At 57.3% G+C, this 21,268-nt stretch carries 21 protein-coding genes, 1 pseudogene and 1 riboswitch; of the genes and pseudogenes, 8 read left to right on the top strand and 14 right to left on the bottom strand.

Features of this window, described 5'->3' with window-relative positions:
* Positions 1-158: 158 nt before the first annotated feature.
* From RWV98_RS09925 to RWV98_RS09915, 3 genes are all read right to left on the bottom strand, one after another.
* Complete coding sequence (locus RWV98_RS09925) at positions 159-353, bottom strand: YwbE family protein (protein ID WP_317865607.1); 195 nt, start codon at positions 351-353, stop codon at positions 159-161.
* A 113-nt stretch (positions 354-466) separates the two neighbouring features.
* Complete coding sequence (gene queA / locus RWV98_RS09920) at positions 467-1,495, bottom strand: tRNA preQ1(34) S-adenosylmethionine ribosyltransferase-isomerase QueA (protein ID WP_317865741.1); 1,029 nt, start codon at positions 1,493-1,495, stop codon at positions 467-469.
* A 41-nt stretch (positions 1,496-1,536) separates the two neighbouring features.
* Positions 1,537-3,270 (bottom strand): SpoIID/LytB domain-containing protein, encoded by a 1,734-nt coding sequence (locus RWV98_RS09915; RefSeq protein WP_317865605.1) that lies wholly within the window; start codon positions 3,268-3,270, stop codon positions 1,537-1,539.
* Between the two features lie 79 nt (positions 3,271-3,349).
* Positions 3,350-3,531: riboswitch (Lysine riboswitch) on the top strand.
* A gap of 143 nt (positions 3,532-3,674) precedes the next feature.
* Between RWV98_RS09915 and asd the strand changes: the two are divergent.
* From asd to dapB, 3 genes and pseudogenes are all read left to right on the top strand, one after another.
* Positions 3,675-4,758: pseudogene (gene asd / locus RWV98_RS09910) on the top strand (aspartate-semialdehyde dehydrogenase).
* A gap of 15 nt (positions 4,759-4,773) precedes the next feature.
* Positions 4,774-5,664, top strand: coding sequence for a 4-hydroxy-tetrahydrodipicolinate synthase (gene dapA / locus RWV98_RS09905; RefSeq protein WP_280960613.1), 891 nt, complete (start codon positions 4,774-4,776; stop codon positions 5,662-5,664).
* A 32-nt stretch (positions 5,665-5,696) separates the two neighbouring features.
* The gene (gene dapB, locus RWV98_RS09900; RefSeq protein WP_280960612.1) at positions 5,697-6,458 is read left to right on the top strand and encodes a 4-hydroxy-tetrahydrodipicolinate reductase; all 762 of its coding nucleotides are present in this window, start codon (positions 5,697-5,699) and stop codon (positions 6,456-6,458) included.
* A gap of 133 nt (positions 6,459-6,591) precedes the next feature.
* On the opposite strand, the gene RWV98_RS09895 is transcribed toward dapB, so the two are convergent.
* The 3 genes from RWV98_RS09895 to RWV98_RS09885 are packed head-to-tail and all read right to left on the bottom strand — an operon-like array spanning position 6,592 to position 8,620.
* Positions 6,592-7,137: a DUF6144 family protein gene (locus RWV98_RS09895; RefSeq protein ID WP_317865602.1), complete on the bottom strand. Its 546-nt coding sequence runs from the start codon at positions 7,135-7,137 to the stop codon at positions 6,592-6,594.
* Between the two features lie 35 nt (positions 7,138-7,172).
* Positions 7,173-8,213 (bottom strand): tyrosine recombinase XerC, encoded by a 1,041-nt coding sequence (locus tag RWV98_RS09890; protein WP_317865600.1) that lies wholly within the window; start codon positions 8,211-8,213, stop codon positions 7,173-7,175.
* A gap of 50 nt (positions 8,214-8,263) precedes the next feature.
* Positions 8,264-8,620, bottom strand: a complete 357-nt coding sequence (locus RWV98_RS09885; protein WP_317865598.1) for a winged helix-turn-helix transcriptional regulator — start codon at positions 8,618-8,620, stop codon at positions 8,264-8,266.
* Positions 8,621-8,775: 155 nt separating this feature from the next.
* Between RWV98_RS09885 and RWV98_RS09880 the strand changes: the two genes are divergently transcribed.
* Complete coding sequence (locus RWV98_RS09880) at positions 8,776-9,300, top strand: O-acetyl-ADP-ribose deacetylase (RefSeq protein ID WP_280960610.1); 525 nt, start codon at positions 8,776-8,778, stop codon at positions 9,298-9,300.
* Positions 9,293-10,291: a helix-turn-helix transcriptional regulator gene (locus RWV98_RS09875; protein ID WP_280960609.1), complete on the top strand. Its 999-nt coding sequence runs from the start codon at positions 9,293-9,295 to the stop codon at positions 10,289-10,291. Before RWV98_RS09880 ends, RWV98_RS09875 begins: the two co-directional genes overlap by 8 nt.
* A gap of 231 nt (positions 10,292-10,522) precedes the next feature.
* Here RWV98_RS09875 and RWV98_RS09870 read toward each other — a convergent pair whose 3' ends face one another.
* Genes RWV98_RS09870 through metF form a run of 4 tightly spaced genes read right to left on the bottom strand, consistent with a single transcriptional unit; the run spans position 10,523 to position 14,434 of the window.
* Positions 10,523-12,889: a homocysteine S-methyltransferase family protein gene (locus tag RWV98_RS09870; protein WP_317865595.1), complete on the bottom strand. Its 2,367-nt coding sequence runs from the start codon at positions 12,887-12,889 to the stop codon at positions 10,523-10,525.
* A 42-nt stretch (positions 12,890-12,931) separates the two neighbouring features.
* A complete protein-coding gene (locus RWV98_RS09865) occupies positions 12,932-13,102 on the bottom strand; it encodes a hypothetical protein (protein WP_317865593.1) in 171 nt (56 codons plus the stop codon).
* Positions 13,103-13,124: 22 nt separating this feature from the next.
* Positions 13,125-13,577: a hypothetical protein gene (locus RWV98_RS09860; protein ID WP_317865591.1), complete on the bottom strand. Its 453-nt coding sequence runs from the start codon at positions 13,575-13,577 to the stop codon at positions 13,125-13,127.
* A complete protein-coding gene (gene metF / locus RWV98_RS09855) occupies positions 13,574-14,434 on the bottom strand; it encodes a methylenetetrahydrofolate reductase [NAD(P)H] (RefSeq protein ID WP_317865589.1) in 861 nt (286 codons plus the stop codon). The genes RWV98_RS09860 and metF overlap by 4 nt, the downstream gene beginning before the upstream one ends.
* Positions 14,435-14,545: 111 nt before the next feature.
* Between metF and RWV98_RS09850 the strand changes: the two genes are divergently transcribed.
* The 3 genes from RWV98_RS09850 to RWV98_RS09840 are packed head-to-tail and all read left to right on the top strand — an operon-like array spanning position 14,546 to position 16,494.
* Complete coding sequence (locus tag RWV98_RS09850) at positions 14,546-15,454, top strand: radical SAM protein (protein WP_317865587.1); 909 nt, start codon at positions 14,546-14,548, stop codon at positions 15,452-15,454.
* Entirely contained in the window at positions 15,455-16,240 is a 786-nt protein-coding gene (gene thiD, locus RWV98_RS09845) for a bifunctional hydroxymethylpyrimidine kinase/phosphomethylpyrimidine kinase (protein ID WP_317865585.1), read from the top strand.
* A 2-nt stretch (positions 16,241-16,242) separates the two neighbouring features.
* Positions 16,243-16,494, top strand: coding sequence for a helix-hairpin-helix domain-containing protein (locus RWV98_RS09840; RefSeq protein ID WP_280960603.1), 252 nt, complete (start codon positions 16,243-16,245; stop codon positions 16,492-16,494).
* 63 nt (positions 16,495-16,557) lie between these two features.
* Here the strand turns inward: RWV98_RS09840 and pyrB are convergent, their stop codons facing one another.
* The 4 genes from pyrB to radA all read right to left on the bottom strand — a co-directional run bounded on the left by pyrB (position 16,558) and on the right by radA (position 21,259).
* Positions 16,558-17,619 carry an aspartate carbamoyltransferase gene (pyrB, locus tag RWV98_RS09835; RefSeq protein WP_280960602.1) on the bottom strand — a complete coding sequence of 354 codons (1,062 nt, stop codon included), beginning with the start codon at positions 17,617-17,619 and terminating at the stop codon, positions 16,558-16,560.
* Between the two features lie 67 nt (positions 17,620-17,686).
* Positions 17,687-18,862 carry an ABC transporter permease gene (locus RWV98_RS09830; RefSeq protein WP_317865582.1) on the bottom strand — a complete coding sequence of 392 codons (1,176 nt, stop codon included), beginning with the start codon at positions 18,860-18,862 and terminating at the stop codon, positions 17,687-17,689.
* Positions 18,859-19,827, bottom strand: coding sequence for an efflux RND transporter periplasmic adaptor subunit (locus tag RWV98_RS09825; protein ID WP_317865581.1), 969 nt, complete (start codon positions 19,825-19,827; stop codon positions 18,859-18,861). Before RWV98_RS09825 ends, RWV98_RS09830 begins: the two co-directional genes overlap by 4 nt.
* 76 nt (positions 19,828-19,903) lie before the next feature.
* On the bottom strand, positions 19,904-21,259 hold the full coding sequence (gene radA, locus RWV98_RS09820; protein ID WP_317865580.1) for a DNA repair protein RadA: 1,356 nt from the start codon (positions 21,257-21,259) through the stop codon (positions 19,904-19,906).
* Positions 21,260-21,268 lie beyond the last annotated feature (9 nt).

Below are 21,268 nucleotides of genomic sequence, written 5' to 3'. Positions count from 1 at the left end.
GTAACCCTATCCTCAAAATTATCTGCTTGATTGTATTGATAATGCAATCATTTGACTGAATATTTCCTTATTCAACGTTCATCGTTTCCATATTCTAGCTACAATCATGTCATTTGTCTTTGCTATTAAAGGTTCCTTCATAACACATTTGCCAACATCTATCCGACGATTTCCTGTACCCGGCCGACTTGCCCATCCGCAAGCATCACTTTAATGCCGTGAGGATGGCAGCTACTCTTTGTCAGTATCCGCGCCACAATACCTTCTGTCAACTTGCCGGTACGTTGGTCTGCTTTCAGGATAACCTTGACTGTCGCTCCGACCTTCACATCAGACCTGTTTTGTCCGCTCATTATTTTTCTCTCCTGTTTTTAGCTCTTGATATACGTGTGGACGCTCTTTGTCATCCTCACACCAGATAATCGCCGATCTTCGCATATTACGCCGAATCACACACCTATGGGGTTTATAATATCAGCATGGAATCGCCGAACGAGAAAAAGCGGTATTCGGCCTCGACCGCCTGACGGTAAGCCTCCATCACCATCTCGCGGGACGCGAAGGCCGAGATTAGCATCATCAGCGTGCTTTCGGGCAGATGGAAGTTGGTGACCAGATGATCGATGGATTTAAACCGGTAGCCGGGATAGATAAAAATATCTGTCCAACCTGATTGAGCCCGCACATGGCCGGTCTCGTCCGCGATGGTCTCCATCGTGCGGCAGGCCGTGGTGCCGACCGCCCAAACGCTTCCACCCGCGTCCCTTGTTTCATTAATCAGACGGGCGGTGTCCTCATCCATAATATAAAATTCGGAATGCATCACATGGTCGGTGATCTCTTCTTCCTTGACCGGGCGGAACGTGCCAAGACCGACGTGCAGCGTTACAAAGGCGAGCTTTACCCCCTTGTCGCGCAGCAGTTGAAGCAGTTCTTCGGTGAAATGCAGGCCCGCCGTCGGCGCGGCGGCCGAGCCGGGCGTCTTGGAGTAGACCGTCTGGTAGCGCTCGGGGTCGTCCAGCTTTTCACGGATATAGGGCGGCAGCGGCATGGTTCCAAGCTTATCTAGCAGTTCCAGAAAAATGCCCTCGTAGTGAAAGCGGATCATGCGGTTGCCGTCTTTGGGATTGATGCTCTCTACCGTCGCGGTGAGCAGGCCGTCGCCAAAGGTGAGTTCGACGCCCTCGCGCGTTTTTCTGCCCGGGCGCGTCAGGCATTCCCAAAGGCATTCCCCACGGTCATTCAAAAGCAGGACTTCGATCGGTGTTGTATGGCCGACCGCGTGCCCCATCAACCGCGCCGGAATGACGCGGGAATTGTTAAAGACCATGCAATCGCCCGGCCGCACATATTCCAAAAGCTCCCTAAAATGCCGGTGCTGCACCGAGCCATCCCGCCGGTCTAGCACCAACAGGCGCGAGGAGTCCCGTTCAGCCAGCGGATGCTGCGCGATCAGACGCTCGGGCAGGTCGTAATAAAAATCACTTTTTTTCATCTCAAAAAGCAGGGGCGCCCGCACGGAGCGCCCCGTCCTCCTTATTTCTTGATCTCGATATCGGTGAAATAGAACGATAAGATCTCGTCGTAATCATAGCCCTTTTTCGCCATGGCCAGCGCGCCGTATTGGCTCATGCCCACGCTGTGGCCCCAGCCGGTGCCGTTGAAGGTGTAGCTGTCCACCTTGGCCGTGGGGGTCTCGGGCGTGGTTGTTCCGCCGTCGTCCGGGCTCTCCGGGTCGCCGGAAAGCGCGCTTGTCAGCAAAACGGTCTGGCTTTGCTTGTCCCAATCAACGCCAAAGCCAAGCTTTTCGCCCACGTCGCGCACCTTGTAATAGTTATTGCCGTTGACGCGGTAGCCGTCAAGCTCGATCTTTTTGCCATCCAGCAGGATGGTGGAATCGGATGGCGTGCAGTTTTTTATTACGGTTCCCTCGGCCGGGGTCATTTCACCGCCGACCTTTTCATAATTGGTTTTACTCGCAAGCTCGATCTGGTTATCCTTACTGTTCCAGACCACGTTGAACTGCGCCGAGGTGCCGCTCAGTAGATAGGCCAGATCGCGCAGCTTAAAATAGTTGTAATCATTGATATTGTAGCCCTGCGGCGCGACCGCCTTACCGTTCAGCGTAATGTTTTGATCGGTCGCGCTGATTTTGATCGGCTCGGTTTTGGGCAGCGTGTCCGCTGTTTGGGTGATGTTCGGCGTTTGGGTCGTGATCGGTCGCCCATCCACATTGGGCGTGATCGTGTAGCGGATGCTGTTCAGCCCAAAGACAGAGCGCACCGCGTCCTTGGTGATCGTGACCTGCTTGCCCGTCGTATCCGTCACGGTCACTTCGTTCACATTGTCGGTCGCCGTGCGTTTGGTCACAGCGACACTCGCGACCTCGCCGATCATATGGCCCGCGGCGATCAGCTTCTGCTGCACCTCGGCAGGCGTCAGCGTTACGCTCCACACGCCGTTCTGCGCGCCCTTGACATCCTCGTAAGGATCGATCTTGCCCTTTAAGTACGGATAATCGCCGCCCCAAACGTTTTTTGCGTCCTCTGTCGCGCCGCCGTCGGAGGAGAAGAAATAGCCCACGGCAAGCTTGCCGCCGTATGTCAGATATTCACCCTTGGTCTGGTCTACCGCGTGATCGGAATTATCCGTGGCAAGATTCGCGCCCTTATAGACCTGACAGTTGGTCGTGTTACAAACGTCAAACCCATAGGAAGCATGCTTGTCCAGTGTGCCGAGCGCAAAGGAGCGCGCGCAGACCGCCTGCGCCTTGAGCGCTTCGATCGGCCAATCCGCACTGACCTCGTAGGGTAGCACGCCCTTCACATAATCTTCTAAGCCGACATAGTTTATAACGGCGACGTTTCCATTGGACGCCTTTCGGTAAACAAAATCGCCGCGCCATTTGTAGCCCTTGCACCATGTCAGCTCGCTGTTGGGGCGGATCGCCAGATTGTCCGCCCCGGCGGCGGACGTATATAGCGTTTCTCCGGAAATCGTATCGGTCACCGTAAAAACATCGGAAATGATCTTCACCGTCAGCTCTTTATTGGATATGGTCTTATCGGGCACAAAGGTCATGCCATCGTACTTACCGGCGGTGTAGCCCGCGGTATCGACGTTTTCCAGCTTTGCCTCGGGCAGCGCGGTAGATTCGTAAAACAGGCCGACGCGGAGCGTGATATCCGTATCGACGGCCGAAGCCGGCACAGCGCTCAGCAGGCCGACCGCCAGCGTACACGACAGCAGCATGGAAAGGAATCGTTTCATCTTTTTTGTCCTCCAGTTAATTTTGCGCGCTCTATTGACAAATATCCTGCATTATTTTACAATATAGGAACAAGTGGATCGCAAAGATAGAGGCGCGGGTTTCATCAGTATCGTCTGGGAGGGGCCGTTAACCCCAAGGAGCAGTCGAAAAAGGGTCTCCCGCCGAAGTGCAGCCTTGTTACGGCAAGCTGTGCTGGATGCCGGGGAGAATATCCCAGCGTCTGTCATCAGCAGTTATGCCGGTGGAGAGCTATCCTTTTTTAGAAGCGATGCGATGTTCGCAGCTTCTATTATAGTATAGGTCATACCGGTTTTTCAACCGGTATTTTTCTTTGCCGCCATTATTTCACGTGATTTTACCGAAATCCGTGTGATTTTAATTCTTTTGGGAGGATCTGAACGAAATGAATCATTACAAAGTCGGCATAGTCGGTGCGACGGGCATGGTGGGCCAGCGGTTTTCCCTGCTGCTCGAAGACCACCCTTGGTTCGAGGTCGTTGCGGTTGCGGCCAGCGGCCGCAACCGTGGCAAAACCTATGCGGAAGCCTGCGAAGGCCGCTGGAAGATGGCGAAGCCAATGCCCGAAGGGTACAAAGACATGGTGCTGTTCGACGCAACGGCCGACGCGGAGGAGATCGCCGCTAAGGTGGATTTCATTTTCTGCGCCGTCGATATGAAAAAAGAAGAGATCCGCGCCTTGGAAGAGCGCTACGCAAAGCTTGAGTGCCCGGTCTGTTCCAACAACTCTGCGCACCGCATGACCCCCGACGTTCCGATGATCATCCCGGAGATCAACGCGGATCATGCAAAGATCATTCCCGCGCAGCGGGAGCGCCTTGGCACGAAGCGCGGCTTTATCGCGGTCAAGTCCAACTGCTCGATCCAAAGCTATGTCCCCGCCCTTTCCGCGTTGATGGATTTTGAACCGACCGAGGTCGCCGTGTGCACCTATCAGGCGATCTCCGGCGCGGGCAAAACCTTTGAATCGTGGCCCGAGATGGTCGACAACGTGATTCCCTACATCGGCGGCGAGGAAGAGAAGAGCGAAAAGGAGCCGATGAAGGTTTGGGGCCATATCGAAGGCGACCGGATCGTTTCCGCTGTTTGCCCCGTGATTACCGCGCAGTGCCTGCGTGTCGCCGCGTCGGACGGACATATGGCGGCCGCTTTTGTAAAGTTTAAAAACAAACCCTCGAAGGAGGAAATGATCGCGCGCTGGAAGAGCTTTTCCGGCCGTGCGCAGGAACTGGAAGCTTCCTTCCGCGCCGGAACACTTTCTTACCTATTTTGAAGAGGATAACCGGCCGCAGACCCGGCTTGACCGCGATCTGGAAGGCGGCATGGGCGTTTCGATCGGCCGCCTGCGCGAGGACAGCCTCTATGATTACAAGTTCGTCAGTCTTTCTCACAACACCCTGCGCGGTGCGGCGGGCGGCGCGGTCCTGATGGCCGAGTTGCTTTGCGCCGAAGGGTATATGGACCGTTAAGGAGGCCAAACTACTATGAAGAATCCCATTTTTACAGGTGCGGGCGTTGCCGTCATTACGCCGTTCCATGCGGACGGTTCGGTCAATTACGAATCCTTTAAGAAGATCCTTGACCACCAGATCGAAAACGGCACGGATGCGATCATCGTTTGCGGTACGACCGGCGAAGCCTCCGCGCTGCGCGACAAGGAGCACAAGGAAGTGCTCTCCTTTACCTGCGAATACGTCAACCACCGCGTGCCCGTGGTCGCGGGCGTCGGCTCCAACCACACCGACTACGCGGTAGAACTGACAAAGTTTGCCGCATCCTGCGGCGCCGACGGCGGCCTTTCGGTCACGCCCTATTACAATAAGACCTCTCAGCGCGGCCTTGTCGCACACTTTACGGAGATCGCGGACTGCTCGGACCTGCCGATCATCCTTTACAACGTGCCCAGCCGCACCGGCGTGTGCTTTACGGCGGATACGCTTCTGGAGCTGTCGAAGCATCCGAATATCAACGGACTGAAGGCGGCTTCGGGCAACTTCACGCTGCTGGCCGAGGTCATGAGCAAGTGCGGCGACGAACTGAACGTTTGGTCCGGCAACGACGACCAGATCGTTCCCTTGATGGCGCTCGGCGGAAAGGGTGTTATCTCGGTACTTTCCAACGTTGCCCCGCGTGAAACGCACGATCTGACCCAGCTTTGTTTGGAAAACCGCTATCCGGAAGCGGCAAAGCTACAGCTTGGCCTGCATAACCTGATTGACGCGCTGTTCTGCGAGGTCAACCCCATTCCGGTCAAGAAGGCCATGGCGCTGCTCGGCTGGGATGTCGGTGGTCTGCGTATGCCGCTGGTCGATCCGAGCGACGAGCACACGGAATTTATTCGCCGCGAACTCGCGGCTGCGGGCTGCAAGATCTAAGGCTGCCGCCCGAAAAGTAAGGAGTTTGAAAAATGCTGAATATTGCGCTTTCCGGCTGCAACGGCCGTATGGGCCATGTCGTGACCGATATCGTTTCCAAGCGGAGCGATATGCGCATTGCGGCGGGCTTTGACCTGAACGCCGCAAAAACCGGTGACTTCCCTGTTTTTGCCGATCCGTTTGAGTATACGGGCGTTTGCGATGTGATCATTGATTTTTCCAATGCATCGAGCACCGAGCACCTGCTCTCCTACTGCGAAAAGCATCAGGTCCCGATCGTTATCTGCACCACCGGCCATTCCGCCGAGCAGCTGCAAAACATTCGCGCGGCTTCGGCAAAGTTTCCGGTGTTCCGTTCGGGCAACATGTCGCTCGGCATCAATTTGATGATTGATCTATTGAAAAAAAGCGCCGGTGTCCTTGGCGAAGGCTTTGATGTGGAGATCATAGAAAAGCACCACAACCAAAAGCTTGACGCTCCCTCCGGTACCGCACTCATGCTGGCGGACGCTGTTTCCGAAGCGCTGCCCTATGATGCGGCGTACGTCTACGACCGCCATGAGCGCCGCGAAAAGCGGCCCGCGCACGAGATCGGTATTTCCGCGATCCGCGGCGGTACGATCGTAGGCGAGCACAGCGTATTGTTCTGCGGCCGCGACGAGGTCATTGAGATTCGCCACACGGCACTCTCGCGCGAGGTATTCGCCGTCGGCGCGGTGGACGCCGCCGCCTTCATGGCGACCTGCACCCAGCCCGGCATGTACGATATGTCGGACGTGATCGCTTCCAAGTAAACAAAAGACGGATTGCCGGGGTTTACCGGCAGTCCGTCTTTTGTTTGAGACTGTTAAAAAAACTATTCTTGACAGTCTGTCGATCAAAACAAAGCCTCATTTTAAGTCGGTTTGTCCTCTATCCGCCGTATCATTACCAGATCGAACGGTGGGGAATTATTTTCATCAGGCAACTATCAGCGCCTGTTTTTATGCTTTTTAACAATTCGACATCCACCTCACAGCCAAACGCTTTTTCAAAAAGTACCTTGCTGTATCCGGTGGTACATTGACACCAAGAGCTTGTTTCCAGCTTCTCTACTTCTGCAACCATGGGACAAGGGCAAAACCAAAACTGGAGATACAGATCGCCATCTTTATAAAGAAGACCCGCAGATTTCGCCTTATCAGATTTTGCAAGTTCCTCCATGCTGGTAGCGGATCCCATGAGCTCTTTTAAAAGCTCTAGTTTTTCATCCATTCCATACCCACATTGACAATTCATTCGGATGCGTTTCATTGAATCAAAATCAAATTTGTCTTCCAACCGGCTCATTGTTGATTTTACCCAGTCGGCGTTGTCTTCGGTTTTGGATTCATCATAGTCTCCATACACAACTTTTTTAGCAGTATCCATATCACTTTCCGCTCTGACAGCTTCATAGATCATACTTTCTTGCATTTTTCTTATATCAAACATTTTAGCCTCCGTATACTTTTCATTCAGTTGAAACATCAATTTTCGTCGCTGTCCGGCTCATCGTTGTCCGGCGGGCGCACCGAGGCCAGCGGATTTTTGTGCGCCGCCTCGCGGATGCTTTGATCTTCGATATGGGTATAGATCATGGTCGTATCCACGCTTGTATGGCCTAGAATGCTTTGCAGTGTGCGAATATCAACGCCATTCTGGTACATGAGCGTGGCCGCGGTATGGCGCAGCTTGTGAGCCGAGTATTTCTGCGTATCCAGCCCCGCCTGCCCCAGATACTTTTTCACCAGCCATTTGACCGTCTGCACATTGATGCGATTGCGGTTACGGCTGACGAATAGTGCGTTTTTATCCTTATCATGCGGTTTCAGGCGCGTGGGCAAATAAGCCGCAAGCGCGGCGGCGCAGGCCTCGTTCAGATAGACCGTGCGCTGCTTATTGCCTTTGCCGGTCACACGCACGGTGTCGCCCTGAAAATCCTGCAAATTAAGGCCGACGAGCTCGGATACCCGCATGCCGCAATTCAGGAACAGCGTCAGAATGCAATAATCCCGTTCCCGGTATTCCCCCTCCACCGATTGGAGCAAGCGCAGTGAATCCTCAGTCGACAGGTATGCGGGCAGCGCGTGGCGCACCTTGGGAGATTCCAAGCCGGCCATTGGATTGGTTTCGAGTAAATGCTGCTTATCGCACACATAGCGAAAAAAAGCGCGGATGGAGGATACCTTGCGCGCGCGCGAGGTGCTGCTCAGTCCATAGCCGCTTTCCGTGCTGTTTTGCTGTGTCGGCCGTTCACCGGACATGTACTCCAAATAGTCGTATGCATCCGACAGCGTAACGCCTTGTAAAAACGACACGTCGATATCCTCTATCGGGATCTGCTCGATCGGCATGTCCGCCGGTACCATGTCCTTGTTACGCTTGAGTACGCGAAAAAACAACCGCAGATCCAGATAGTATTCGTGTGCTGTTTTAGCGGATTTACCGCGGATCGTCGAAATATAGGTCAAAAAATCGCGCAAAACACGCGGTGCGTCCGCGGCGTATACGCTCATTGGCTTATCCAAACTCGCCTGCCCCTTTCCTTGCTATTTCATATCCATTTTCTTCGGAGCGCCTAAAGCAAGCCCTTTTCGCGTAAAAAGTCCTCCCTGTCGTCCTCCAACATCATTTCTATTCCAATGCTTTGCATGATGGAGATCGCTTCAAACACCTTTCTCCCCCGATCCGTGAGAAAGTAATCGGATTTCAGCGGGTAACCATCGCTGACGGTCTTGCCGATCATGCCGCATTCCAGCAGTTCGTTTAAATGCTGCACCAGCATCTTTTGACTGATGCCCTGTATCGCCTTTTTCATTTCAGATAAGGAACAGCCGCCTTGGCTGAGCTGCCATATGATAATGGGCTTCCATTTACCCTTGAGCATGTCATGCGTCATTTCCAGCGGACAGGTGTATTCACTTCGCAGTTTCATATTTATTTTCTCCTACATAAGCGCGGCGTTTCATGCGGCCGGAAGCGCGTTATTAGTATTATACCGCGGCTGGCCGCCGCCGTCAAACTTGCCTTTTTTAGCAAAATAGCTTATACTGGTCCCATCCAGAATTTCCTTTTCAGGAGGCGTATACAATGGAACGTTTACAGGTGATCCAAGGCGATATTACGCATATGCAGACGGATGCGATCGTCAATGCTGCCAACACCAGCCTGCTTGGCGGCGGCGGTGTGGACGGGGCGATCCACCGTGCGGCGGGACCGGAGCTGCTGGCGGAATGCCGCACGCTTCATGGCTGTCAAACGGGTCAGGCTAAGTCGACAAAGGCTTACCGTCTGCCCTGCCGACATATCATCCATACGCCGGGCCCTATTTGGCATGGCGGCGCCCAAGGTGAAGATGAGCTGCTCGCTTCGTGCTATCGGAATTGTTTGGATGTCGCGGCGTCTCTCGGCTGCAAAACCGTGGCCTTTCCGTCGATCAGTACGGGGGTATACCATTTCCCGCTTGATCGCGCGGCGGCCATCGCCATTCAAACGATCATGGCCGCGCTTGCCGCGCACCCGGCGATCGAACGCGTGACCATGGTTTGCTTTGACCCCGTAACCAGCGCGGCCTACGAAAGCGCACTGGCGGATTGGGGGGCGGGCCATGGCTAAAAACGCGCATCAAAAGTTAAAGCTGCTTTATTTGGCCAAGATTTTGACCGAGAAGACCGACGAAAACAACCGGCTGACCATGGACGAGCTGATTGCCGCCCTTGCCCAGCAAGGCATCGAGGCTGAGCGCAAAAGTATTTACGACGATATTGCCGCTTTGCAGGATTTTGGTCTGGATATCCTGATGCAGCGGGGACGAAACGGCGGTTATTATGTGGCCTCGCGAGATTTTGAGCTGCCCGAGCTAAAGCTGCTCGTGGACGCGGTACAGTGCTCGCGTTTCATCACCGAGAAAAAATCGCGCGAGCTGATCCATAAGGTGGAATCGCTCGCCAGCGAGCCGCAAGCCCGCGCGCTCCAGCGTCAGGTATACATATCGGGTCGCGTCAAAACCATGAACGAGGGTATCTACTATAGCATCGACCGTCTGCATGAGGCGATTTCCGCCGGGATGAAGATCTCGTTTCGCTATTTTGAATGGGCGCTAGATTACAACGCGCAGCCGCCTATCCAAAAGAGATACCGAAAGAATGGCGCGGCCTACCGCATCAGTCCATGGGCGCTCACTTGGGACGACGAAAACTACTATCTCGTCGGCTTTGACAGCGCGGCCGATCAAATACGCCATTACCGCGTGGACAAGATGGAACAGCTTGAGGTGCTGCCTGAACCTCGCGAGGGACAGCGGCATTTTGAGGACGCTTTTGACATCGCCGCCTATTCCCGCAAAATGTTCGGTATGTTTTCCGGCGAGGAAAAGGCTGTGACCCTTGTTTGTGAAAACCGTTTTATCGGTGTGATCCGCGACCGGTTTGGTACGGATGTGATGATCCGCCGACATAGCGACACGCATTTTTCCATCTCCGTCACGGTTGCGGTCAGTCCGCAGTTTTTCTCGTGGGTATTTGGGCTGGGCGGCGCGGTCACCATTGCTGAACCCGCCGAAGTACGCGCTGATTTCCAAAAACAACTTTACGCCATGCTCGATTAAGTCCGGTTTATTGGACTCCTTCTTTGCTATACTAAGGATAGTAAAAGAAAGGAGAACGAAAAATGAGCTATTCGATTGAGTATGTAGGCGGGCATGTAGAGGTGTATGACGCATCCGGCGCATTTCTCTTCTCCGCCGATAATAAACAAGAAGCGCTGCAAGAGCTTGCCGCTGCTTAAAATTGAAAAACAGGGCGTGTTGCATAAAAAGCAACACGCCCTGACTTTGTTGTTAGCCCAGTACCTTTTGTGCGCAATGAACGGTCGCCATGGCGTCGCGCGCGTAAAAGTCCGCGTCGATCGATTCCGCGTACTCGGGCGTCAGCACCGCGCCGCCGACCACGATCTTTGTTTGAGGGCAGCGCTCGCGCAGCAGCCGTATCGTCGCCTCCATACTAACCACCGTCGTCGTCATCAAGGCGCTCAGGCCGACGAGTGCGACGCCGTTTTGCTCCGCCGCGAGAACGATCGATTCGGGCGGCACGTCCTTGCCCAGATCCATGACCTCATAACCGTAATTTTCGAGCAGCACCTTGACGATGTTTTTGCCGATATCATGGATATCGCCCTTGACCGTCGCCAAAATGATTGTGCCCTTCTTTTCCGTGGCTTCGCCCTTCATTGCGTCTTTCACAACTTCAAAAGCGGCTTTGGCGGCTTCCGCGCTCATCAGCAGCTGTGGCAGGAAAACCGTGCCCTTTTCAAAGCCCTTGCCCACGCGGTCAAGCGCAGGGATCAATTCGGTATTCACAACTTCAAGCGGCGCCATCGCTTGAAGCAGCTCCGCCGTCGCTTTTGCGGCATGCTCGCGCAGGCCCTTTTCAATGGTCTCTCCGAGTGGCAGTGGCGCTCCGGCGGGCTGCGCCTTTTCCACCGCCGCCTGCCCGCCGTAGGCCGCGATATATCCGGCGCACTGCGGATCGCGGTCCGAAAGGGCAAGGAAGGCGCGGTAGGAACGCATCATTGCGTCCGCGTTTGGGTTGATGATCGCGCAGCTCAATCCGTTTTGCAGCGCCATGGTATAAAAGTTGGCGTTGATGATTTCACGCTGCGGCAGACCGAACGAGATGTTGGACACGCCAAGAATCGTGTGCCCCTGCAATTCATCACGGATCCGGCGCAGCGTTTCCAACGTGACGAGCGCCGAGCCGCTGTCCGAAGAGATGGTCATCGCCAGCGCGTCGATCACGATATCGTCCCGAGAAATTCCGTAAGCCTCGGCGGTCTCGTAGATGCGCTTTGCGATCGCGACGCGGCCTTCGGCGGTATCCGGGATGCCGCTTTCGTCCAGCGCCAAACCGACGACCACGCCGCCGTATTTCCGTACCAGCGGGAATACGGCCTCCATGCTCTCGCGCTTGCCGCTGACCGAGTTGAGCATGGGCTTGCCGTTGTAAAGGCGCATGCCGCGTTCCATCGCGGTATAATCCGAGGTGTCGATCTGCAGCGGCAGCGCGGTGACGCTTTGCAGTCCGGTAACGACCCGCTCCATCATCGCGGGCTCATCGATTCCGGGCAGGCCGACGTTGACATCCAGAATGTGCGCGCCGTTATCCTCCTGCGTCAGGCCCTCGTTCAAAATATATTCCATGCGGTTTTCCCGCAGCGCTTCCTTAAATTTGCTTTTTCCCGTGGGATTGATGCGTTCGCCGATAATGACCGGCGCGCCGCCGATCTCGACCGCCTGCGAAAAGGAGCAAACCACGGTGCGGTGCTTTTTTACGGGCTGCGTAAACGGGAGATCCTGACAGGCCGCCACGGTGTGGCGGATGTGCTCGGGCGTGGTACCACAGCAGCCGCCCATGATAGAAACGCCCAGCGAGGCGAGTTCGGCCATACAGTCCGCAAATTCCGCCGGGTTGACATCGAACACGGTCTTGCCGTTTTCACTGCGCGGCAGTCCGGCGTTGGGATTGACGATCAGCGGCAGCGAACTGATCTCTCGCAGACGCTTAACGATCGGCAGCATCTGCTTCGGACCCAACCCACAATTCACGCCAAGCGCGTCCACGCGCAGTCCTTCCAGCATGGCGCATGCGGAATCCACCGTGCCGCCAGTGAGCAGCTTGCCCTTTTCGTCAAAGATCAGCGTGATGAGCACGGGCAGATCGCAGCCTTCCTTGGCGCCCAACACGGCGGCTTTGGCCTCATAGCTGTCGCTCATGGTCTCGATCAAAATGAGGTCCGCGCCCGCTTCCGCGCCGATACGCGCGGTCTCGGAGAAGAGCGCTACCGCCTTTTCAAAGTCCAGATCGCCCATGGGTTTTAACAGTTTGCCTGTTGGACCCAGATCGAGCGCGATATAAGCATCCGGCCTAGCGGCCTCGTCGCGGGCTGTTTGGGCGCACCGCACCGCCGCCGTGACAACCTGACGCAGGTCGTCCGGATATTTCAGCGCGTTGGCGCCAAAGGTGTTGGTGGTAATGATATCGCTTCCCGCTTCCAGATAGGCGCGGTGCACCGCGGTGATCGCATCCGGGTGCGACAGGTTCCACGTTTCCGGCAGCTCGCCGGCCTTGAGGCCGCGTTCCTGCAGGATGGTGCCCATGCCGCCGTCGCAGAAAAGGCGTTTTTTACTCATTGCTTCAAGAAAGGTCATTGTATATCCCCCAAAAGCCGCGGCGCGGCTGAAATGTTTCTATTACCTGCGGTATTCGCAGTTTTTCTTCCCGCATTCCTCGCAGCCGTTCTTGTGGCAGGGCTGCGGCTCGCTTGACAGACCGATCACCGCCGTGACCGATTTGACCGGCGCCAACAGCAGGCTGTCGGTCACCGTCAGGCCGATCTGGCGCGGCGTATCCAGCAGCCGCACGATGTCCTGCTGGTGCTTGATATCAAAATCGCCGTAGCCCGGACTGGAAGCGCGGGCGGCAATATAGCCCCTGTGTTCTCGCTTCCTCACGCAGCACGTCGTTTATCTCGTCGCAATACGCTTCGATCCGGGCGGCTGCCGCGGCCTGATAGACCACGGCCTGACTCATACGCACCGCACTGGCGCGGGCGATCAACCGGTCGACCTCCACGCCGAGCGTTGCCGCCATCAGAAATACACAGCTGCATCCCTTTAGGTTGCGTGCCAAATTGCGGCTGATGATGCTTAGCGTATCGATCCGTACAACGCCCTCGATCGGAAGGGCAAGCGAAAACTCGCGGAACACAGACTTCGGGCGGGCCACACGCCCAATTTCCTCCGCACATTCGGCGACCGATTGCTGTACCTCATCGGTCGGCGTTTCGCCATGGTAACCCAGATAGCGGTAAATCTCCCGCTGTTCGTTCTCCGTCATCCCAGTATCTCCGACAGGCTGGCCTGAATGCCCGCGGCGATCTCGGGCCGGTTCATGGAGTACACATGGATGTGGTTCACGCCGTTCGCGATCAGATCGATGATCTGCTCGGTCGCATAGATCACGCCCGCCTGCCGCATGGCGGCGGGGTTGTCGCCGAACCGGTCGACGATCGCCTTGAAGCGTTCGGGCAGATAGGTGCCGCTCATCGATGTGATGCGCTTGATCTGCTTGACGTTGGTCACCGGCATGATACCCGCGACGACCGGCACCGTGATGCCCTGCTCGCGGATGCGGTACAGAAAATTGTAAAGGATGTGATTGTCAAAAAACATTTGCGTGGTCAAAAATTCGCAGCCGGCATCCACTTTTTCCTTCAAGTAGCGGATATCCTCGGCCTTGTTGGCGGATTCCACATGCCCCTCCGGGTAGCATGCGCCGCCCACGCAGAAATCGCCCTGCGACTTGATGTCGCGCACCAGCTCTGCCGCGTAGCGGTAGTCGCTCGCGGGCGCGCCGCCCTCCGGAATATCGCCGCGCAGAGCCAGAATGTTCTGAATCCCTTTATCTTTTAGCTGCGCGAGCATATTTTTTACATGCTCCTTGGTGGAAGAGACACAGGTCAGGTGCGCCAGCGCGTCTACCCCGTACTGTTCGGACAGCTCCGACGCAATGTTCACGGTATGCGCGCTCGTGCCGCCGCCCGCGCCGTATGTAACGCTCATAAAATCCGGTTTCAGCGCGGCGATCTCATGCGTCGCCTGTGCGACCACCTCATAGGTGTCGCTTGTCTTGGGCGGAAAAACCTCAAACGACAGGGTCACTTTATCCTGCCGCAAGATATCGATAATCTTCATCCTTCTTGCTCCTCAAAAAATCTTTTTCATTAGTATAGCATATTCTCCCTTCAAAATCACTTCCTTTTCCTCAAAAAATCCGCTATAATCATTCGTATTGGAGGGATCGCTTTGCACACCCTTTTTGAAAATTGTACGCTTTGTCCCCGCGCCTGCGGGGTAGACCGCACGCGCGGGCAGACCGGCTTTTGCGGGGCAAGCGATACCATGCGCGCGGCGCGCGCCGCCCTGCACTTTTGGGAGGAGCCGCCGATCTCGGGTTCGCGCGGCTCGGGCGCGGTGTTTTTTTCACACTGTACGCTCGGCTGCGTTTACTGTCAAAACCGAGAGATCGCACGGAGAGAGGCGTTTGGTCAGACGATCTCCCCCGCCGCGCTCGCGGATACCTTTCTCGCGCTTGAGGCGGAGGGCGCGCATAATATCAACCTTGTCACGGCGGCGCATTACGCGCCCCATGTGGTACGGGCGCTTGCCCTTGCCAAGCAGAAGGGACTGGCCGTGCCTATCGTGTATAATTCCAGCGGTTATGAAGCGATGGAGACTTTGCGCCTGCTGGAGGGGTATATCGATATCTATCTGCCGGATGATAAATACTACAGCTCCTATTATGCCGCCCGCTATTCGGCCGCGCCCGACTATCACGAGATCGCCATTGCCGCGATAACGGAAATGGCGCGCCAGACCGGCGCGCCTGCGTACGGCGCGGACGGCCTGCTGCTGCGCGGCACGGTGGTGCGTCATCTGATGCTGCCCGGCCTTGCGGGCGATACCGCGCAGGTACTGCGCGACCTCGCTTGCCGCTTTGGCGACAGCATACTCGTTAGTCTGATGCGGCAGTATACCCCGTTTGACATGCGGGACTATCCCGAGCTTGACCGCGCGGTGACCGAAGCGGAATACGCCGAAGCCTGCGAGCGCTTTCTCGCGCTTGGCCTGACCGGCTTTTTCCAAGAGGGCGAGGCGATCAGCGAAAGCTTTATCCCCGCTTTTGACGGCACCGGGCTGAGAGGAGAACCATAAATGAAAACCGTTTTATCCATTGCGGGCTCCGATCCCTCCGGCGGCGCAGGAATCGAAGCCGATCTAAAAACGATCGAGGCGCACCGCCTGTACGGCATGAGCGTGATCACCGCGGTTACCGCGCAAAACACGTTGGCCGTGCGCGGCGTGCATGCGGTGCCGCCAAAGTTTGTAGCCGAGCAAATAGACTGTGTGTGCGAGGATATCCCGCCGGACGCGGTAAAGCTCGGCATGCTGTACGGTGCGGATACGATCGCCGCGGTCGCGGAGCGGCTGCGGCTGTATGTGGCGCGAAACATAGTCTTAGACCCTGTCATGCTCTCGACCAGCGGCCGCGCGCTTCTGGCGCCGGACGCGGTGCGGGCGCTGGTCGACGCGCTTTTGCCCCTTTGCGACGTGGTAACGCCCAATCTGGCGGAAGCCGCCGCGCTATGCGGCCACCCGGTCGAAACACGCGAGCAAATGGTATCGGCCGCCAAGGAGATCAGCGTCAAAACGCCGGGCGCGGTACTCGTCAAGGGCGGCCATCTGACGGACTGCGCGGATGATCTGCTGTATTATAACGGCGCGATCCAGTGGTTGGCCGCCCCGCGCATCGACAACCCCAACACGCATGGCACCGGCTGCACCTTGTCCTCCGCCATCGCCTGTGGTCTGGCGAGCGGACGTTCGATACCGGCCAGTGTGCAAAGCGCCAAACGCTATCTGACCGCGTGTATCCGCGCGGGGCTAGACCTTGGGCAAGGCGCCGGTCCGCTTTGCCATCATATCGAGTGGGAGGATTAGGCATGGGCGAGCTTCGCAAGATCCCCAGTGTGGGCAAGCAAACGGAAAAAGATTTACTGGCGCTCGGTTATACGACTATCGATTCCCTACGCGGCGCGGACCCGGAAGAGATGTACCAGCGCGAATGCATCCTTCGCGGGCAACCGGTCGACCGATGCGTGCTCTATGTATACCGATGCGCGGTCTATTTCGCGGAAACGGAAAACCCTGATCCCGAAAAATGCAAGTGGTGGAACTGGAAAGATCAAGCTTGATGCGGCCTTCTGCGCATAAGATACAAACAACACAGCCTGCCGTTTTTCGGCAGGCTGTAATGTTTATAAAAGCAGTTCCAGCGCGGCGTCGCAGTAGGGGCAGCGCTCTCCTGCCCGGCCCGCGAGCGGCAAATAAGGCTCGGTATGGGTGATACACTTATAGTTGGAACATTTGACGCCTTGCGCGCCGATCGGCTGCCGTTCCGCGTGGATAAAAGGCAGCTTGGACAGCGTCAGCAGCAGCGCCATGCGGCCAAACATGCCGAACCGCGCCTGACGGAAGTAGACCGCGCGCGGATCGTCGTCCACGTCCTGCGCGATCTCGTCCACACGCGGTAGCGGATGCAGCACGAGCAGATCTTTTTTCGCCCGCTTTAGTTTTTCAGCGGTCAGCTGATAATTGCCTTCAAGATTTTCATATTCCTGCGCGTCGGTAAAGCGTTCGCGCTGAATGCGCGTCATGTACAGCACATCAAGCTCGGGCAACGCTTCATCCACACTTTTGACCTCGCAAAACGGCATGTTTCGCGCTTTTAAAAACTGCACCATGTAATCCGGCAGCTGCAAAGCGTCGGGCGCGATCAGATAGATCTGCACGTCTCGGTAGCGTTCCAGAAAGTGCAGCAGCGAATGCACGGTTCGCCCATATTTCAAATCCCCGCACAGACCGATCTTCATATGATCCGCCGAGCCGCGCAGACGCAAAATGGTGACCATGTCGGTTAGCGTCTGCGTCGGGTGCAGATGGCCGCCGTCGCCCGCGTTGATCACCGGCACCGGAGAATACAGCGAAGCCGCCGCCGCCGCGCCCTCGCGCGGGTTGCGCATCACGATCAGGTCGGTGTAGCTCGATACCATGCGGATGGTGTCCTTGAGCGTTTCGCCCTTGGCCGTGGAGGACGAGCCGGGATCGGAAAAGCCGACCACGCTGCCGCCCAGCCGCATCATCGCGGTGGAAAAGGAAAGGTTAGTACGGGTCGAAGGCTCGTAAAACAGGCTGCCCAGCACCTTGCCGCGGCAAGCGTCCGTATAGCCCTCCGGACGGTCGATGATATTGGTGGTCAGCTTATAAAGATCGGAAAATTCCTTTTCCGTCAGGTCGCTTAGATCGATGATGTGCCGCATGTGGCGTCGCCCTTTCTCTACTTTTTTCTCGTTTTATTCTACCACAATGGGTAAGAGAAGGAAAGGGCTATTTCCGCATCGCGTCCACGGGGCTGAGCTGGGCCGCCCGAACCGCGGGCAAAAGCCCCGCCAGCGCGCCGCACCCGGCGGAAAGCAGCAGGAGCGCCGCGCAAAGCGGAAGGCCCGGCGGCAGGATCGACGCGCCGAAATACAAAAGGCCCGCCGCCAGCCCCAACCCGCACAGGCCGCCGAGCAGACAGAGCAAGACGGACTGTATCAGAAAAATACGCAGGATATCGCCCCGCTGCGCGCCCAAAGCGAGAAACACGCCGATCTCCTCGGTTTTTTCATGCGCGGCGGCCAACATGCTGCACGTGACGCCGATCAGCGCGACGCATAGCGTAATGCCGCCCACCGCGATGAAGAGCGCCGTGACCAGCCCCGTAAGGCTGCGCACGGTATCCACCATGCCGGTCATGTTTTGTACGCGCACCGTGCCGCTCACCTGTTTACGGTCGGTCAAATACCGCTCCACCTGCGTGCTGACCGTACCGGGCGCGGCATCGGCCGTGCATTTGACGAATACCTGATCCGCCGTATCCTCGGGCGTGGCAAGGCATGCATAGGGCAAATAGACCAAATGCGGCGCGAACGCGCTGAGCGTGCCGCCAAGCGCGCCGGTCTGCGCCTTGACGACGCCCTGCACGGTGTAGTACGCGTCGCGCCCCTCAATTCGCAGCCGCACCTGCCGGCCCACGATATTATCCCGCCCATAAAGCGAACGGGCCAGCCCGTCGTCTATGATCACGGCGTTTTCCCCAAAAGCGGCCTGCCGTTCGGAAAGGAGCGAGCCCGCCACTAGTTCTAGCTGCATCACCTCGCCCAGCTTCTCGTCCACACCGAGAAACACCGCGTTCGCATTGCCGTGCCCCGCGCGCACCGAGCCGGTCTTGGCTTTGATCGCCATGGCGCGCGCGACCTGCGGAAGGGCCTTTTCTATCTCGTCCGCCGTGCCGGAGGAAATCGTATTGCCTCCCTTGTGATCATCCAGATACACGGTCAGCCCGCTTACGCCCAGCGTGCGCAGACTGGTCTCTACCTGTGCCTGCCCGTACAGGCCGAGCGCCGCGATCAGCATCAGTGCGCCCGTGCCGACCGCAACGGAAAGCGCGCACAGCAGCGTGCGAACCGGATTTTGCCGCAGGCCAGAAGCGGCCAGACGCATTTGGTCCGCCGCCCTCACGCTGCCGCCTCCACAGCGTCGCCGTCCCCCAGCGTTTCGGGCGGCGACAGGATGACCGCGCAGTTTGCTTCCAAGCCCTCGATTACCTCGGTCGCCTGTTCGAGCAAATACCCGGTCTTTATCGCGGTACGACGTGCACGGCCGTTTTCTATGGTGAACACATATTCCTGCTCCCCCTGCTGGAACACGGCCTCATAGGGCACGACCACCGCCGCGGGATGATAATCGGTAAAGATCTTTGCGGTCACGGAATAGCCGGGGCGCAAACCGTCCAGATTGCCGTTCAGCGAAAGCAGCGCTTCCACCTCGGCCGTGCCGCTTTCTCCGGTCAGGCTGACCGCCCGCGTCGCCACCGGCGCGATCGAGCCCACGGTGGCCGCGTATACCCTGTCCCCCGCCGCCGTCGCGGTCACATTCGCGTTTTGGCTCAGGCTCAACTGCTGCACATAGGTCTCGGGCACCTTTGCACGCACGCACAGGCTGCTCAAATCAGCGATACGCGCCGCCGGCAGACCCTGATACACCGTTTGCCCTTCCACCGGCAGCGAGAGCACCGTGCCCGCGCAGGATGCGCGCACCACACCGTCCGCGCCGCTCACAGCCGTGCGGCCTTGGCCCGCGCCCGCGAGCACCTGCACGGCCTGCTCCAGCCCCGCCGCCGATATGGCGGGTGTGTTGCTTTCCTCCGACGGTGCGACGGTAAACAGCGCGTCGCCTTCCCGCACCGTATCGCCCACCTGCACACACAGGGCGACGACCTCTCCCGTTATACCGGACGCAACGGCGGCCGAGGCTTCCGCTTCCACCGTGCCGGGCACTGAAATGCTGTTGTAGATATCCTGTGAAAAGGACTTTGAGACCCGCACCCGCTGCGGCTCGGTCGGGCGCTGCATCCACGCCCAAGCAAGCACACATGACAAAAGCGCCGCGGTCAATCCGAGCACGGCGCGCGCTTTTTTATCCATATAAAAAACCGACCTCCCGCTGCTAACTATACATAGTTTGCAGCAAAAGGCCGATTTTACTCTTGGAAAATTTCAGTTACAGCACCGCGCTGATCGCCTCGCCCACGGTTTTGACGCGCACGATATTCATTTTGCCCGGCAGCTTATCGCTTAGCTCCTGATCAGGCATGACACAGGTGTGGAAGCCGAGCCGGTACGCTTCGCCAATGCGCTGGGAAGCGTTCGATACCGCGCGCAGCTCCCCGGTCAGTCCGATCTCGCCAAAGCTCATCACGCCCTCCGGCAAGGGCTTGTCCCGAAAACTCGATGCAATGGCGAGCACCATGGGAAGATCGACCGCGGGCTCGTCGAGCCGCATACCGCCGACAACGTTGACATACACATCCGAAGAAGAGAGGAACAGCCCGCACCGCTTTTCCAAAATGGCGAGCAGCAGCACCATGCGGTTGTAATCCACACCCGCCGCCGTGCGTCGCGGCATACCGAACTGTGTTTTAGCCGCGAGGGCCTGCACCTCCGCCAGCATGGGACGGCTGCCCTCCATCACGCAGACGATACAGTTGCCCGAAGCGCCGCTCGGGTGGCCGGCAAGCATGGCGGCGGAGGGATTCTGCACCTCAAGCAGGCCGTGGTCGCTCATTTCAAACACGCCGATCTCATTCGTCGAGCCGTAGCGGTTTTTCGCCGCCCGCAGGCAACGGAACGGGCCCGCCTGTTCCCCCTCGAAGTAGAGCACGCAATCGACCATGTGTTCCAAGATTTTAGGGCCCGCGAGCGTGCCCTCCTTATTGACATGGCCGACGATAAAGATCGTCACGTTTTTATTCTTTGCATATTGCATCAGGCTCATCGCGCATTCCTTGATCTGCGTGGTGCCGCCCGGCGCGGCGGTCAGATCGCGCTTGTAAACGGTCTGGATCGAGTCGACGATCAGGATATCGGGCGAAAGCATCTCGGTTTCACTGAGAATTTGCTCCATATCGGTTTCAGCCAGCACGAACAGATTGGATGAGGCTATTTTAAGGCGCGACGCGCGCAGCTTGATCTGCCGCAGCGATTCCTCGCCTGAAACATATAGCACCTTGGCGTTTTTACACATCTCCTGACACATTTGCAGCAAGAGCGTCGATTTGCCGATACCGGGTTCGCCGCCGACCAGTACGAACGAGCCGTGAACCGCGCCGCCGCCGAGCACGCGGTCCAGCTCGCCGATGCCGGAATAAAAACGCGCCTCGTCGTCGACCGCGATCTCCTGAAGCAGCGCCGGGCGCGACGCGCCGCGCGCAAAGCTGGTCACACCGCGCGTGGCGGGTTCCGGCTGCACCTTATATTCGCTCATCGTATTCCATGCGCCGCAGCTTGGGCATTTGCCGTACCATTTTGCGCTTTCATAGCCGCAATCGCCGCATAAATACACCGTTTTTTGTTTCATAATTCCTCC

This window comes from Agathobaculum sp. NTUH-O15-33 (assembly GCF_033193315.1).
Lineage (GTDB): Bacteria > Bacillota > Clostridia > Oscillospirales > Butyricicoccaceae > Agathobaculum > Agathobaculum faecihominis_A.
This window is presented reverse-complemented; position numbering and strand designations above follow the sequence as displayed.